Source organism: Synechococcus sp. F70.1, from assembly GCF_047502745.1.
Taxonomy (GTDB): domain Bacteria; phylum Cyanobacteriota; class Cyanobacteriia; order Thermostichales; family Thermostichaceae; genus Thermostichus.
Map to the genome: position 1 here is coordinate 86,375 of NZ_JANSJL010000078.1, position 15,425 is coordinate 101,799.

Annotated in this window: 9 protein-coding genes and 1 pseudogene; 8 read left to right on the plus strand and 2 right to left on the minus strand. The window is 59.2% G+C overall.

The features are described 5' to 3' along the window. Positions 1 to 81 precede the first annotated feature (81 nt). Entirely contained in the window at positions 82 to 1,878 is a 1,797-nt protein-coding gene (gene argS, locus NW860_RS08420; protein ID WP_414396657.1) for an arginine--tRNA ligase, read from the minus strand. A gap of 548 nt (positions 1,879 to 2,426) precedes the next feature. Here argS and NW860_RS08425 point away from each other — a divergent pair. Together NW860_RS08425 and NW860_RS08430 are read left to right on the plus strand one after the other, a co-directional pair. Further along, positions 2,427 to 3,251 carry an electron transfer flavoprotein subunit beta/FixA family protein gene (locus tag NW860_RS08425; protein WP_414405793.1) on the plus strand — a complete coding sequence of 275 codons (825 nt, stop codon included), beginning with the start codon at positions 2,427 to 2,429 and terminating at the stop codon, positions 3,249 to 3,251. A gap of 29 nt (positions 3,252 to 3,280) precedes the next feature. Further along, a complete protein-coding gene (locus NW860_RS08430) occupies positions 3,281 to 4,393 on the plus strand; it encodes an electron transfer flavoprotein subunit alpha/FixB family protein (RefSeq protein WP_414513595.1) in 1,113 nt (370 codons plus the stop codon). Here the strand turns inward: NW860_RS08430 and NW860_RS08435 are convergent. Beyond that, positions 4,390 to 4,683, minus strand: a complete 294-nt coding sequence (locus NW860_RS08435; RefSeq protein ID WP_414396663.1) for a YggT family protein — start codon at positions 4,681 to 4,683, stop codon at positions 4,390 to 4,392. The two genes, NW860_RS08430 and NW860_RS08435, sit on opposite strands and share 4 nt — an antisense overlap. A gap of 172 nt (positions 4,684 to 4,855) precedes the next feature. Between NW860_RS08435 and NW860_RS08440 the strand changes: the two genes are divergently transcribed. The 6 genes and pseudogenes from NW860_RS08440 to NW860_RS08465 all read left to right on the plus strand — a co-directional run. Next, positions 4,856 to 5,995 carry a response regulator gene (locus NW860_RS08440; RefSeq protein ID WP_414396664.1) on the plus strand — a complete coding sequence of 380 codons (1,140 nt, stop codon included), beginning with the start codon at positions 4,856 to 4,858 and terminating at the stop codon, positions 5,993 to 5,995. Positions 5,996 to 6,267: 272 nt separating this feature from the next. Further along, positions 6,268 to 6,633: a response regulator transcription factor gene (locus tag NW860_RS08445; protein ID WP_414405796.1), complete on the plus strand. Its 366-nt coding sequence runs from the start codon at positions 6,268 to 6,270 to the stop codon at positions 6,631 to 6,633. 101 nt (positions 6,634 to 6,734) lie between these two features. Beyond that, positions 6,735 to 7,253 carry a CheW domain-containing protein gene (locus NW860_RS08450; protein ID WP_414396669.1) on the plus strand — a complete coding sequence of 173 codons (519 nt, stop codon included), beginning with the start codon at positions 6,735 to 6,737 and terminating at the stop codon, positions 7,251 to 7,253. A gap of 299 nt (positions 7,254 to 7,552) precedes the next feature. Beyond that, complete coding sequence (locus tag NW860_RS08455) at positions 7,553 to 9,907, plus strand: methyl-accepting chemotaxis protein (protein WP_414513598.1); 2,355 nt, start codon at positions 7,553 to 7,555, stop codon at positions 9,905 to 9,907. A gap of 145 nt (positions 9,908 to 10,052) precedes the next feature. Further along, positions 10,053 to 14,840 (plus strand): response regulator, encoded by a 4,788-nt coding sequence (locus tag NW860_RS08460; protein ID WP_414513600.1) that lies wholly within the window; start codon positions 10,053 to 10,055, stop codon positions 14,838 to 14,840. A 306-nt stretch (positions 14,841 to 15,146) separates the two neighbouring features. Beyond that, positions 15,147 to 15,398 (plus strand): annotated as a pseudogene (locus tag NW860_RS08465) (DUF305 domain-containing protein); the annotation flags it as partial. Positions 15,399 to 15,425 lie beyond the last annotated feature (27 nt).

The following is a 15,425-nucleotide window of genomic DNA, read 5'->3' on the forward strand; positions in this document are numbered from 1 at the left end:
CTAGCTAAAGCAACTCAGGGATCCCTATAAGTGGGATCCCTTTTTTACTGCTCGAACCTTGGATAGGAACTCGGTCAAGCTTTACATGGACTCGGGGGCACTTAGGCCGAGGATGCCAGTGAGCACGTTAAACAAGACCTGCCGCGTAGCTTGCACTAGTTGAATGCGGGCTTGCGCCAAGAGGGGATCCTCTTTCAAGAGAGGTAAAATGCGGCAGTTGTCGTAAAACTTGTTGAAATCGGCAGCAACGGCTTCTGCATAGCGGATGATTTTATGCGGGGCGCGCTCCTCGGCAGCGGCAATCAGCTCATCCGGCAGAGCCAACAGGCGCAACAGCAAGGCTCGCTCTTCGGGTTCTCTGTAGGGCAGTCTTCGTTGCTCCGTCAGGGCAACTTCGTCAGTTAGTTTCACTTTTTCTTCCTCCTGTAACCGCCGCAACAGGGTACAGCAGCGGGCGTGGCTGTAGTGGACATAGACCACTGGGTTATCGAAAGTTTGCTTGACAGCTAAATCCAAATCAAAGTTGATGGGACTGTCCATGCTGCTGCTGAGCAAAAACCAGCGCGCTGCGTCGACCCCCACGCCAATTTCTGGATCTTCGATGAGATCGTTTAGCGAAACAAAATTGCCAGTGCGCTTGGACATGCGCACTTCGACCTTCTCTCCAGTTTCCGGGTCAGCTTTAAACAACTTGACAAATTGGCCAATCAGGATTTCCAGCTTCACCTCTGGGTTGAAGGCCGCCACCGCTGCCCTCAGGCGACCAATATAGCCATGGTGATCCGAGCCAAGGATGTTGATCAGCCGCTGGTAGCCCCGCCGGACTTTGTCGCGGTGGTAAGCGATATCAGCCGCTAGGTAGGTAAACGAGCCATCAGCCTTCTGCACCACCCGATCCTTGTCGTCGCCAAATTCTTGGGTTTTGAAGTAAACGGCCTCCTCGGCCCCTAGCTTGGGATCCTCGCCTCGCGGCGCTCTAGCCCTATAGAGAAAACCGCGCTCTTGCAGCTCTTGCAAAGCCTGCTGGATAGCGCTCAGGCCCGTCTGGGGATCTGGCGTATGCAAGCGGCGCTCGCTAAACCAGTGATCGAACTCGGTGCGCAACTGCTGTAGGGTCTGCTTTTGCCAGGCCAGGATTTCCTCATAAGCAAACTCTATGTATTCCTCTAGGCTGGCTGGCAGAGGGCGGATCCCAGCCTGCACTTGCTCCAGCAGCCGCCGAGCAATATCGATCAAGTAACTGCCGTGATAGCCGTCCTCTGGCAGAGCCACTTCTTCGCCCTGGAGTTGCCGCACCCGCACCTCTAGAGACTGACCTAAGAGCCGCATCTGATTGCCGGCATCGTTAATGTAGAACTCCCGCTCCACTTGGTGGCCTGTCCAGCGCAGCAGGTTAGCCAGGGTGGAGCCAACCGCCGCCCAGCGGCCATGCCCTACGTGCAGCGGCCCTGTTGGGTTGGCAGAAACATATTCCAGCAAAATGCGCTCGGGATGAGGACTGGCGGTTTTGCCAAAGTCGTCCCCCAACCTCAACAACTCTTGCAGTCGCCTGGCCAAAAAGGGATCCCCAAGCCGAAAGTTGAGGTACCCTCCTCCTGCCACCTCAGTTTCAATATCCGGCAAATCCAGGTGTTTTCGCAGAGTTTGAGCGATCTGAGCCGGCGCTAGGCGGCAGAGCTTGGCCATTCCCAAGGGAGTGGGACAGGCGTAATCGCCATAGCGAGGATCGCTGGGGATCTGAACAACTGGCACCACGCCGGCTGCCCGCTCGGGAGTCAAGGATCCCAGTTGCCCTGCTGCGGCTGCCCGTTGAATGCTTTCGGCTACGGCAGCGGTGAGAAAGCGAATCAGGGAGGTGGATAGGGACTGGGTGACCATGGCTGAGGGTACCAAGACAACTCTGCGAAAGCTCAACTGGGCACCAGCGCGTCTCTTGATTTTGACACAACTGCCTCCTCTCTGCTCCAGCCGGCCTGGTTCTAGGGAGTGAAGACCAAAATCCTAGTGTCTCGAGGATGGCAATTTCCAACGGATGAGAGCAGTCTGCTTGCCGCGAAGCAGTTGCGGCTACACCTTTTGATTGCCCTGCGCTGCGCAAGAGGCGTTCAGGGGCCTTCACCTCAGCCACCGCCAAAGTTACGGCGTGAAGTCTGTTGCTACTTAATGCTGACTGTAACCACCGGCACTTTACCTGTAGACAAGAAACTTTGTCTTCCAGTGAAATTAAGCAGGCTAACTCCATCGGCTTGGCAAGGTCTAGTAAGCTTGCCGATTGGGCTCGCCAAAAGGCTGCTAGCAACAGATAAACGGTAACAACAAGTAACGGCTGACTAAAGCTGGTAGTGATCCCAAAAAAAAGCTGAATAAGTTTTGTGGGACAGGAAATCCCTTCTACCTTGGAGGAGATCAGTAGGGGACAAGCGCCCTTGGAGACCTTTGTTTTGATTAAGCAAGTGCCCGATCCTAATAGCAAAACGGGCGTCAACAGCGATGGCACCATCGACCGGGCCAAGGCCAAGCGGATGTTAAACCCCTTTGATCGCTATGCCCTGGAAGCGGCTCTCCAAACCAAACGCCAGCACGGGGCCAGGGTGACGGCAATCACCATGGGGCCACCGCCAGCCATCGAGGTACTTTACGAGGCCATTGCCCACGGCGTGGATCGGGGCATTCTGATAACCGATCGCCGCCTCGCTGCTTCCGATACCTTGGCCACTGCCTACACCTTGGCCCAGACAGTTCGCTATGCGGGCCAGCCGGATATCCTCTTCTGCGGGCTCCAGACCACCGACGGCGATACAGCCCAAGTGGGGCCCCAGTTGGCGGAGCGGCTGGGGATCCCTCAGGTTACCTATTGCGAGGCCTTTGAGATCCAAGAGGGGATCTTGGTGGCGCGGCGGGCTATCGAAGGAGGATCCCAGACAGTAAGGGTGCCCTTGCCGGTTCTGGTTACAGTGGCTAACACAGCGCGACGCTTGGCCTACCCTACCCTGCGCGGCATGCAGCGGGTGCAGCGGCTCATGCGGGACGAGGCAGCACGGGCTGAGGTCATCCAGATTCTTAGCCTAGACGACATAGGAGCCGATCCAGACCGCTGTGGCCTCAAGGGATCCCCGACCATTGTGGCCGCTACCGAAAAAGTTGGGGAGATGGGCGGCCGGTGTCAAGTTTTTCAGGGGCAGCCGCTGCCCCAACTGGTGCAACAACTCACCCAAGCCGTTGACTTGTTCCGCTACACCCTGACCTCTTAGCTTCCCCACCCCAAGAGGAGTCCCAACTTATGGATAGCAAGCGGGTAGTGGTCTTTGCCGAGCAAGTAGACGGGGAGCTACAGCCCATCGCTCTGGAGTTGTTAGGAGCAGGGCGACGGCTAGCGGACAAGCTAGGAGGGATCCTGAGTGCCCTTGTCCTTGGGCACAACATCGCCCACTTGCCCCCCCTCCTCATCGGCCACGGGGCGGATCAAGTCTTCATTGCCGATCACCCAGAGCTGGCTCAATACCGCACTCTGCCTTACCGCCGCGTCATCGTGGATCTCATCAAAAGCTGGCCTCAGCCGCCCCACATCTTGCTATTTGGCGCCACCACCACTGGCCGCGACTTGGCCCCCCGCTTGGCAGCCCACCTGGAAACGGGCTTGACCGCCGATTGCACCGAGCTGGACATCGGCCCCTTTGAGTACACCAACAGCAGAGATCCCAGCAAGGCTGGCTTCTTCCCCGCCTGCCTGTACGCTATTCGGCCCAGCTTTGGCGAATCGCTCAAAGCCCGCATTCTTGGACCTTGGAAGAATCCGCAAATGGCCACGGTGCGCCCTGGGGTGATGCTGCCCCTGCCGTGGGACGGATCTCGCCAGGGGGAGGTGATCCCGGTGCCGGTTAACCTGAAGCCGGAGGATCTAAAGTTGCACATTGTGGAAACGGTGCGCAACCTTTCCCAGGCAGTGGATCTCAGCCGCGCCAAAGTCATCGTTGCAGGCGGCTACGGCCTGGGATGCGCGGAAGGCTTTGAGCTGATGAGGGAGCTAGCCGCCTGTTTCCCCAACAGCGCCGTTGGCTCTTCTCGCAAGGCTGTCGATGCCGGCTGGATCCCCTATGCCCACCAGGTAGGCCAAACGGGGAAAACTGTCCGTCCTCAGCTCTACATTGCCTGTGGCATTTCGGGAGCCATCCAGCACCGAGTCGGCATGGACAAGTCCCAGCTTATCATCGCCATCAACAAGGACAGCTCCGCCCCCATCTTCAAATTCGCCCACTACGGCATTGTGGGGGATCTCTACCAGGTGGTGCCAGAGCTAATTCGGCACCTGAAACAGGCTCAGGAGGAGAGGCGAGAAGGAGCCAATGTCCAACAACCCTTCCAGCAGCGGCTCCCTCTCCTACAAAAGCCCTAGAAAGACGGGTGTAGGGCCATCGTTAGCAGACCCTGCTGCCCCAGCAACAGCTCCCGCAACAGGGTTACTAGGCCCACCCAAACCACAGGCGCCATGTCTACACCCCCCAGAGGCGGGATCAGGCGGCGTGTCGGGCGCAACAGAAACTCTGTTAGGCCGACCACCAGGGAATAGGGAAGGCGGGAAGTATCCAGTTGCGGATACCAGGACAGGAAAATGCGCAGCACAAACAGCACGGTGTAGGTTGCCAACAGCGGACCTAGCACCCAGGCAGCGAATATCGGCAGCATACGTCTTGCAGGAACTAGGGGATTCGGAGCCCAACGGGGATGTAGGCGCTCGGCTCTAACCTTAGACTCAGCTTCTTAAAACTTTAACTCCATTTCCAAGATAGTCCTACAGGCAGCCGTTGGAGACTAGCGCCATAATGGTCGTATCTTGCTGACTGCAGGGAGGGATCCCATGCAGGGAAGACTCCAAGAGATCGATATCCGCAGCATTCTCCAGCTGATCGAGTTGGGCCAGCGCACCGGCGAACTTGTCGTGGAGGCAAACCCTTCCCTCTACTGGTTTATCTTCTTCCTCAATGGGCGAATCATCTATGCCTCTGAAGGCGAAGGCAACGTTGCTCGTCTCAGGGACTACCTGCGCCGCTTCCAGCTCGAAGCTGCCTTAGACGAAATTCAGATGCCACCCAAAGCAGCGGTGAACATCCCCGAGTACAGCCGCCTCTGGTCTTTGCTGGAAAACCACAAGCTCAACCCCAACCAAGGTAAGCAAATCCTTCTGGGCATGGTGCGGGAAGTCCTCTTTGATCTGCTCAGCCTTCACCACGGCTCCTTTATTTTCGAGGCTGGCCCTCCTCTGGCCCCCCAACTGACCACCTTCCCGGTCACTTCCCTGCTCACTGAGATGGTGACCCAAGTGCAGGAGTGGAAGAAGCTGCATCCCTATATCCAGACTCCCAACCAAGCCCCCACCATCGTCAACCCCCTGCCCCTCCAGCAAACCCTGCCAGCCGCCGTCTTCAAAGCTCTGAGTGAGTGGTCGGACGGCAAAACCAGCATTCGCCAGATGGCCCGCTACCTGGGCCGAGACATCCTGCTAGTGGCCAAAGCCTTCTATCCCTATGTGCAGCAGGGGGCAATCCACCTGTCCGAGCCTGTCCCCCTTGCTGGTCCTAAGCCTAGTAGACCCCTCAAACCTAGCGACAAGCCTGCTCACATCCTCTGCATCGACGATTCCATGGCCATCCAAAAAACCGTGGAGTTCATCCTGCAAAACGAGGGCTACCAGGTTACCACCATTGGCAACCCCCTCAAAGCTCTGGGACAGGTGTTTCTCCTCAACCCGGACATGATTCTCTGCGATGTGGCCATGCCCAAGCTGGATGGGTATGAGCTGTGCGCCATGTTGCGCAAATCCAGCCAGTTCCATGAAACCCCCATCGTGATGCTCACCGGCAAGGATAGTTTTTCTGACCGAATTAAAGCCCGCATGGCGGGGGCCAACGAGTTTCTGGGCAAGCCCTTTTCTGAGAAGGAGTTGTTGACCGTCGTCGAATCCTACGTGGGCCCACCTCCCAAACAGGGCGGCGAATAGGATCAAACGGGAGAGGGAGTACCGGACGGAGGAATGCCGCATCGAATGGCCCACAGCCCCAGAGCTGAGCAATAGGCTTCAGTCGCAGCAGGCCAATGGCTGGGGGGTGCAGGCGATGGTCAAAGTGATAGTGGATAACCAGTTACCTACCTGGAGGCCACGCAGGAACGGCTACGAAGTGCTCCGGTGAAAGGAAATGAAAGCACCCGACATGTCTGCGGAGTCTTTGCTCCACCAATTAGGTTAATAGAGATCAAGGAGACCGGCCAAAAATGAGTCGCATTTTGGTGGTAGAAGATAGCCAATCCCAGCGGGAGATGATCAGTAAGCTGCTGCAGGAAAACGGCTTCGAGGTCATGACCGTGGAAGATGGAGTGGAAGCTGTAGAGGCGGTAAAGCAGAACAAACCCGACCTGATTGTGCTGGACATCGTCCTGCCCCGCATGAACGGCTACGAGGTGTGCCGTCTTCTCAAAGCTGACCCGCTTACTCAGAACACTCCAATTGTCATGTGCTCTTCCAAGGGTGAGGAAGCCGACCGCTACTGGGGGCTGCGCCAGGGAGCAGATGCCTATGTCGTCAAGCCTTTTCAGCCCCAGGAACTGGTGGGTACGATTAAGCGATTACTAAGGGGCTAGCCCGCTTCTATGCCTTCCGGCAGAGCCCAGGGGGGGGCTCTAGACCCGGGCAAGGGAGCGGTGGCCACCTCTCCACAGGACCATCCACAGGGGGGAGCATCATGGTGGGGGATCTGGACTTGTTGATGGGGGACGAAACCCAGGAATTGAGAGAAATTGAGGCTCCTGAAGGTGAGCTATTCCTGAAATTCAAGGTTGCTACCGGCGAAGAATTTGCATTGCCGGCAGTATCAATTGTGGAAGTGATGAGCATTGGCCCTGAGAAGATTACCCCCATGCCCAATGTGGTACCGGTTTTGCTGGGCACACTCAACTTGCGGGGTGAAGTGATCTGGGTTGCAGACCTGGGGCAATTCTTGGGGATCAGTCCCCCCCTCAATCTTGAGCGTGCCGAGCTGCCTGTGGTGGCTGTGATGGATCAACAGGATTTGCTGATGGGATTGGCTGTGGACTCCATTGGGGGCATGGAGTGGCTCAAGACGGAATCGCTGCAACCTGTTCAGAAGGCTCCTGAGTCGCTAGCTCCCTTCTTGCGCGGAGAATGGGTGATGCCAGAGACAGGGGCTCACTTGCCGTTCCTGGATCCGTCGGCCATCCTGAAATCTAATCGTTGGGGCTGATGAGGAGCCGCCTATAAGTTCGCCAGGAAAAGGAGGATGTATAGTTCTTATCGAGATTGCTCCCTAGACAGGGGAAACAGCTTGGAGCCTATTCCCAAGAGATTTGCCCCAAGCTTGCTGGGGATGTGTTGCACTAGCTCTTGCCCCCAAAGCTTCAGGGTTGGAGGGGAAAAGCAGTCCATGACCAGGTACTACAGCTTTATGGCGACCTAGCGACTTTGAGGGGTTGGTGTGGGGTGAGTTCTGTGCATTGAGGCTAAAGCAGTCCCAGAGGTAGCCAAGCAGGGAAGGGAGGAGCCATGGTTTCCAGCGCAAACAATCAGAGAGACTTCACTGAGGGAATGGTTGCCTTTTGGCGGGGGGACTACGCCGAGGCGGTGCGGCTGTTCAGCCAGGTGGCCGCTGCTCAACCTCAGGATACGGCGGTCAAGCTGTTGCTGGCTTCGGCCCAGAAGCAAGCGGGGCAACTGCGGGAAGCCCGCCATACCTACGATACCATCCTCAAAACAGCTAGCGATCCTGAGGATCTGGAAGCAGCCCGTAGGGGCCTGGAGGAGCTGTTGCAGGTGGCGCCGGAGCTAGCAGAGGCTCCCCCTTTACCGCAGGAGGACGAGCTTCAGCCTCGGGAGGGGTTTGCTGCTCAACTGGAGGAGTCGGATCCTTTTTCCCAGTTTGCGTTTGAGGAGAGGAGAGAAGCTGGGGCCGATCCCCTTGCTGCGGAGAGCAACAGCTTTGGAGAATTTGCCGAACCTTTCGAGACGAGACTCTCAATGGAGCCAGCAGCCCTGTTGGGCTCCTCTCAGCCCCTGCCCACGACTCCTCGAACAACGGGAGGGGGTGTGAAGCAACCTCAGGCAGAGCCGATGCTCGAGGACGACTTTGCCTTCCTCAACGAGTTTGAGCAACAGCCGCAAGATCTGGAAAGCGATGCTGTTACTCAATTGGCTAGCGGTGCCGATTTTCCCGAGGAGATGGGCTTTTCTCTACCCACTTTTGAGGAAGGGGGATCCCTAGAAGAAAGCTTGCCGACGGAATTGGCCGCCCCCATGAGCGAGCCGATCCCTGCCCCCGACGAAGATACAGCCAGCGCTGGCTCTACGGTGCTCTTTGAGCCTGACGAGTTGGACAGCTTGGATCGCGAACTGGCCGGCACAGGCAGGGGCGAGCCGGCGGCCCTCGGCGCCGATGAGGGCAAGACAGGAGAAACGGCTAGAACGCTACAAAGCTTGCCGACTCTCTCCGTTCCTCTCCCCAGCATACCTAGAGGGGAACTGCCTAGCCGACTGACAGCCAATCAGCTGACCCTGGCGCTGATGCAAGGGGTGGTCAGTTTGGCTGCCGGCTTGGCCATTGGCCTAGGGATCCCAGCCAACGGTGGAGCCCGCCTGCTGGCCGGCGTAGTTGGCGGGGGGGTCATTGGCACAGGAGTTGGGGCTGTCCTTGCCTCCCGCCATGCCCAGCGCATTCGCGCCACTACCCAAGAGCTGGCCGGACACTTTGCCGCCCTGGCCCAGGGGAATTATTCCGTGCGGGCAGAGGCGAGAGGAGATGACGAGCTGGGGCGCTTGGCCGACAGCTTCAACCGGATGGCTGCTGCCCTGGAGGCCCATTTTGCTGACCTCAGCCAGCGGGCTGCTGAACAGGGGCAGGCTAAGGAAGACTTGCAACGCCAAGTGATCCGCCTCCTGGACGATGTGGAGGGGGCAGCCCGCGGGGACTTGACGGTGCGGGCGGAGGTTACCGCTGACGTGCTCGGAGCTGTTGCTGACTCTTTCAACCTGACCATTAGCAGCCTGCGGGACATCGTGATTCAGGTGAAGCGGGCCGCAGCCGCTGTGAACGATGCAGCTTTACAGAGCGAGGACTTTGCCCGCAACCTTTCTGCCGACGCCCTGCGCCAGGCGGAGGAGATTTCCAACTCCCTCAACTCCATTCAGGAGATGACAGACTCCATTCAGGAGGTGGCTGGCAATGCTCGCGAGGCAGCCAATGTCGCTGCCCAGGCTACAGAAGCAGCTGCCCGAGGCGGAGAAGCCGTGGATCGCACGGTGGCCAGCATCCTGGAGATTCGGGAAGTGGCAGCAGAGGCGACCCGCAAGGTGAAACGCTTGGCAGAATCCTCCCAGGAGATCTCCAAGATTGTGGCTTTGATCTCACAAATTGCCTCGCGCACCAACCTGCTTGCCCTCAACGCCAGTATCGAGGCCGCGCGGGCCGGCGAGGCGGGGCGGGGCTTTGCCATTGTGGCCGATGAGGTGCGACAACTGGCTGACCGAGCCGCCAAAGCTTCGAAAGAGATCGAGCAGATTGTGCTGCAGATCCAGTCGGAGACCAGCAACGTCATGACAGCCATGGAAGAGGGAACCCAGGTGGTGATCGAGGGAACAAGGCGGGCTGAGCAGGCCAAAAACAGTCTGGACGAGATCATCGAGGTCAGCCACCAGATTGATAGGTTGGTGCGGGCCATTTCTCAGGCTACCGTACAACAAACAGAGACCTCTCGCGCTGTGGCCCACCTCATGCAATCAGTGGCGCTGACAGCCAACGAGACATCCGAAGAGGCGCAGAAAGTGGCTGCTTCGCTGCAGCAGTTGGTGGGCATTGCCCGTGAGCTTCAAGCTTCCGTGGGTCGCTTCCGAGTGGGAGATGAATGAGCAAATTTGCCTGGTTCGCGGGCACTCTAGGGAGTAAGGATCCCGAGTCTCCTTGGGAGCCCCCTGCCAATCAGCGCAGAGGCAAGTTTTCCTGTGTCCAATTTGTTACTACTAAAACTGTGGGCCGTAGGAGGAGCCTCCTGCCATGAATGAAGAAGCACAAAAGCGGATTCTCAACTATTTCATCGAAGAGGCCCGCGACCACTTGGCCACTATCGAGCAAGGGCTCCTCAGCTTGCGGGACACGGTCGGCGACCCTGAGCAAATCAATGAGCTATTCCGAGCTGCTCACTCCATCAAGGGGGGAGCAGCCATGCTGGGCCTTACCAGCATTCAGCGAACAGCCCACCGCCTAGAAGACTTCTTTAACATCTTTCGCTCTCGTCCGGGCGAGGTGCCAGTGGATCAGCACCTGGAAACACTGCTGCTGCAGGTCTTTGATGGTCTGACGGCGCTCTTGGACGAGCTGCAGAGCCCCCAAGGCCTCACCCAGGAGTTCAGCGCTTCCACTTTGGCAGGATTGGAGCCAGTTTTTCAGGAGGCCGAAAAGCACATTCGCAGTCTTCTGGGCGAAGGCCCCCCCTCCATTCCCGCTCCGGCTGTTGCCCCGCCGTCGGCAGCTCGCAGCCTTCAGCAGGAGATGGTGGAAGTGGTGCCGCAGCAGTTGCGGCAGATGTTGGAGCTGTTCAAGCAAGGGGATCAGCCGGGCGTGCGCGAGCAGTTGCGGGAGGCAAATGCCGTCCTCAAGCAAATCGGGCAAACTCATCACTTGAAAGGCTGGCAACAGCTCACAGAAACTTTCGAGCAAGCGCTGGGCAACCCCAATGCCGATCTGCGAACGCTGGCGTTGATTGCCCTGCGGGACTTCAAGCAAGGGCAGCAGTTGATCTTGGCAGGCAGGGCTGAGGAGGTGAGTGCCTCGGCAGAATTGCAGCAGCTGGCCCGCCCGGCAGCGCCGGCTGCACCCCCTGATCCCTTGGACGTGGTGATCCAGCAGCGGATCCCGGCCCTACTGCGCCAGATGCTGGAGCTTTTCAAACGGCCCGACGACCCCGCTACGCGGCCCGCCTTGCAGAGCATCGCCCAATCCCTGCAGGAGGTGGGGCAGGCCGAGGGTGTGGATCTGGGCGGCTGGACAGCCCTAGCGCGCCTGGTTGGGGAGATTTTGGCAGATCCTGCCCAAGATTTACGGCAGGTGGCTCTGCCAGTGTTGCGAGATCTCAAGCAGGGCCACCAGGCTCTGGCTAGCGGATCAGCCCAGAGCATCCAGCCCTCTGCAGAGTTGTTGGCCTTCCGCCGCGTGCCGACAGTTGCTGAGGAGGCTGAGTCAGAACTGTCCTCTGCCGAACCCGAGGCCGTCCTCTCTGCTCCGGCTCTAAGCCAAGAATCTGGGTTAGAGGAAGCCCTAGAAGCCGAAAGCCAAGAAACAGAACACCCAGAGCTAGGCCGGCCGGAGATGCCTGCCGAGAAGGGGATAGAGGAAGACGGGCAAGCGGCCGCCGACCTTGCCCAAGAAGGCCTTGCTGGCTCCGCAGAGATGAACTGGCTTCAGGAGAAGGGGGTGCCACAAGCCGACTGGGCCGTGGGTGGAGGTGACTTCGACGCCACTCCCTTGAGTCTAGAGGAAGAGGTCTCCTTGGCCTTCGAGGAGCTGTTTGCCAACGCAGAACAGCTATCCGATATCGAAGAACTTCCACCAGAGCTGATCCCTCCTGCCTCTGAACTCTCCTCAGCAGCGTTCGAGGAGCTCATCCCAGAAGAGAGGAGAGCGGAAGCGGATCTGGCAGCGCTGTTTGCGGAAGTGGTGGGCGAAGCAACAGCGGAGGCTGGCGCTGCTGAGCAGACAGAGGCTGAGGACACAGGTCAAGCTCTCTGGAACGTCACCGAAGAGGAGTTGACGGCCCAAGCACCTGCGGAAAGGCCTACAGCGAGCCTCGACTTTGCGGCTGCAAGTGGCGGAGTGGAGACCCCGTTTGAGCTGGGGGAGGTGGCTGTTGAGAGTTCTCCCTTGCCTGACTTGGAGTCAACTCCCAGGGTGGAGCTTTGGGCAGAGGGCGAGGAGGGATCCCCTGCCGAGGAGAGCCTAGAGGATCTTCTTGGGGCAGCAGAGCCAGTCTGGTCGGAAGCAGCTGAGCAGTCCGAAGGCCTCGAGGAGCCAGAGGTTGCGGCAGCCCAGGGCTTCAGGGCTGAGCTGAGCCTGGCTGAGCTCTTGGCTAGTGAGACGGTGGAGGCCCCAGAAAACCAGGAAGAGTGGGCGCTCCTGGAGCAGATGTTTCCAGCCCCAGAAGAGGAGCCCTCTGCAGCAGCTGCTGCCTCTTTCTCGGAGGATTCTCTCAACCGTCTCGAGGCGTTGTTTGCCGAGGAGGCCGAGGCCGAAGAGCTGGGCAGGGGGGCTGGCGAACCTTCATCGGCTGTGGATACCGATGGCGACAGCCAGATCGATCTGGAGGAGCTGAGCCGGTTCTTTGCCGCAGCGGCAGACACGCAGGAAGGAGCCTCCCTGGGTGACCTAGAAGCCTCGCCAGCAAGCAACTTAGCTGCAGAAGTTCCGCCAGAGGTAGCAGAGGAGGGTAGGGCTCTGCAGTCAGCAGAGGAAGACCTGGCCAGGCAACTGGAAAGCCTGTTTGCCGAGGATGAGCCCTTGGCTGCCCCGGGCGCAACTGTGGCTGAGGGCAAGATGCAGACCCCGGCAGAAGAAGCTTTAGAATTAGAAGGCTCCTCGAGCCCCAGCCTGGACGATCTGGCTACTCTCTTGAATGCTGCTGAACCAGCAGTGACTCCTAAGCTGGAAGAGGCTACTGCTCCCCCTGCAGAAGCCGCCAGCGACTTCGCAGCCCAACTGGAATTGCTTCTAGGCGACCTCGAGGTCGCTCCCCAGGCTCCTGCTGCGCCTCCTCCCCCTGCTGTTACTGCTCCAGCAGCCACCCCAGCAGTACCCGCTACGCCAGCAACACCGGCCAGCCGGCGGGCTGCCCTAGGTAGCTCTGTAATGCGGGTGGAGGTGCGTCACCTGGACTTCATCAACAACTTGGTGGGAGAGCTGGTTGTCATTCGCAACAGTATAGAGCAAAACCAAACTCGCCTGCGCCAATTTCTCGATGGCCTATTGAGCCGTGTCCAGCAGCTTGGGGAGCTGAGCCAGCGCATGCGGGATCAGTACGACCGCTCCCTGCTGGAAGCAGCGCTGTTTTCTGGCCGCAGGAGCACGGCAGCAGTGGGCTCCAGTCGCAACGGCGAGGGATCCAGCCGCGCCAGAGTCGGTCACTCCACAGGCCAGGAGTTTGACAAGCTGGAGATGGACCAGTTTACGGCCTTCCACGCCCTGGCCCAGGAGATTATCGAGCTCATTGTGCGGGTGCGTGAGTCTTCCTCCGACATTGAGTTTGCCGTGAATGAGGCGGAGCAGATTGCCCGCCAGTTCCGGCAGGTCACCGCCCAACTGCAAGAGGGCCTGAACCGAGCGCGCATGGTGCCTTTTGCGCAAATTGCCGACCGCTTGCCCCGAGCTGTTCGCGACCTCTCCCTCAAAACCGGTAAGCAGGCCAGCCTGGTGGTGGAAGGCCGGGACACCCTTATCGACAAGGCCATTCTGGAAGAGCTCTCCGACCCGCTAACCCACCTGGTGAACAACGCCCTGGTGCACGGGATCGAGCCGCCGGAAGAGCGGCGCCGCTTGGGCAAGCCCCCTGAGGGCAAGATCACCGTCAAGGCTTTCTACCAGGGCAACCAAGCCATCATTGTCGTCTCCGACGACGGGGCGGGGATCCCGGTGGAGAAGGTCAAGGCCAAGGCGCAAAGGTTGGGGCTGCTGTCAGAGGAAGCAACCGAAGACGAGGTATTTGGGGTTCTCTTCCACCCCGGCTTCAGCAGCCGCGAGGCTAGCGAGGTAGACGATCTGGCTGGGCGAGGGGTTGGCTTGGATGTGGTGCGGCGCAACATCACTGCACTGCGCGGCAGCATTCAGGTGGATTCTGTGCGCGGCAGGGGCACCACCTTCACCATCTGCCTGCCGCTCACTCTGAGCATTTCCAAGGCGATGGTGTGTGTCAGCGACAAGGCCCTGATTGCCTTCCCCCTCGACGGCGTGGAGGAGATGCTGGATGTTCCCGTCGACGCCGTGCAGCCTGATGAGCAGGGACGGCCCACCATTCCCTGGCGGGATCAGCGTCTTCCCTTCCAGCCCCTCTCCAGCTTGTTGTCCTACAGCCGCAGCCACAGCCGCAGCCGCTCTGAGGTTTATACCGTCACCCAGGATGAGGGTATCATTCCCATCGTTGTCCTCCAAAGTGCGGGCCAGTACCTTGCTCTGCAGGTAGACAGCTTTGTGGAAGAGCAGGAGATCGTGATCAAGCAACTGCGCGGCCCTGTGCCCAAACCGCCGGGAATCTCCGGGGTAACAGTGTTGGGGAACGGGCGGGTGCTGCCGATTGCGGACGTCCTCGAGCTGGTGGATATGGCTCAAGGCCGCCGTCGCGATCTCAGCCGCCTCTGGGCAGAGCGTCGCGCTGAGGAGCCAAGGGCCGAGGAAACCCATCAGACCACGGTGCTCATTGTGGACGACTCGATTACCGTGCGAGAGCTGCTCTCCATGTCCTTCCAAAAGGTGGGCTACCGGGTGGAGCAGGCCCGCGATGGCCAGGATGCCTGGGAAAAGCTCCGCGGCGGCTTGCGCTGCGATCTTGTCTTCTGCGACATCGAGATGCCGCGCATGGACGGCCTAGAGTTGCTCTCCCGCATACGGGCAGACAGCAACCTCAAGCATATTCCGGTAGCTATGCTCACCTCGCGAGGGGCAGAACGACACCGGCAAACAGCCCGGGAGCTGGGGGCCACTGCCTACTTCACCAAGCCTTACCTGGAGGAGGAGCTGCTCAGCGCTGCTGCCCGCATGCTGCAAGGGGAGCAGTTGTTGAAGCCTGCCCCCCCTTCCTGAAGGGGCGACGCCAGGATCGCCAAAGGGCTTGACTCCAGAGGAGATTGGAAGGTGTAGGATATCGGCCTGTTGTCCTCGGAGGGAAGTGGCGATCGCCTGACGGTCTGGGCTCTCATCCTGGCTGGTGGGTTTGTCCTGGGGGCTTCCTGGGCTGGCAGGGAGCTGGAGGCAACTGCTCATGAGAGCAAGGGGAAGGGGGAGCTCTCGATCCATAGAGCTCATCAGATAAGCCTAGGCCCTGCCGACGAATCCTTCGACCTGCGGTTTCTGGATGCGATGATCCTCCACCACGAGGGAGCGGTGAGCATGGCCGCGGAGGCCCTGCAAAAATCCCGGCGGCGGGAAATTCGTCAGCTAGCCAAGGATATCATGGCTGCCCAGAGCCAAGAAATCAAGCAGATGCAAGGCTGGCGGCTGAGCTGGTACCTGCAAGCTCCCCGGGATCCCGTCATGGGGCATGAAGAGATGGGCCACCAGATGGCCATGACTCCGGAGATGGCTGCTGCCATGCGCATGGATACCAACCTGGGATCCGCTGACCCTGAGTTTGACCTGCGCTTCCTGCAAGCCATGATCCAGCACCAC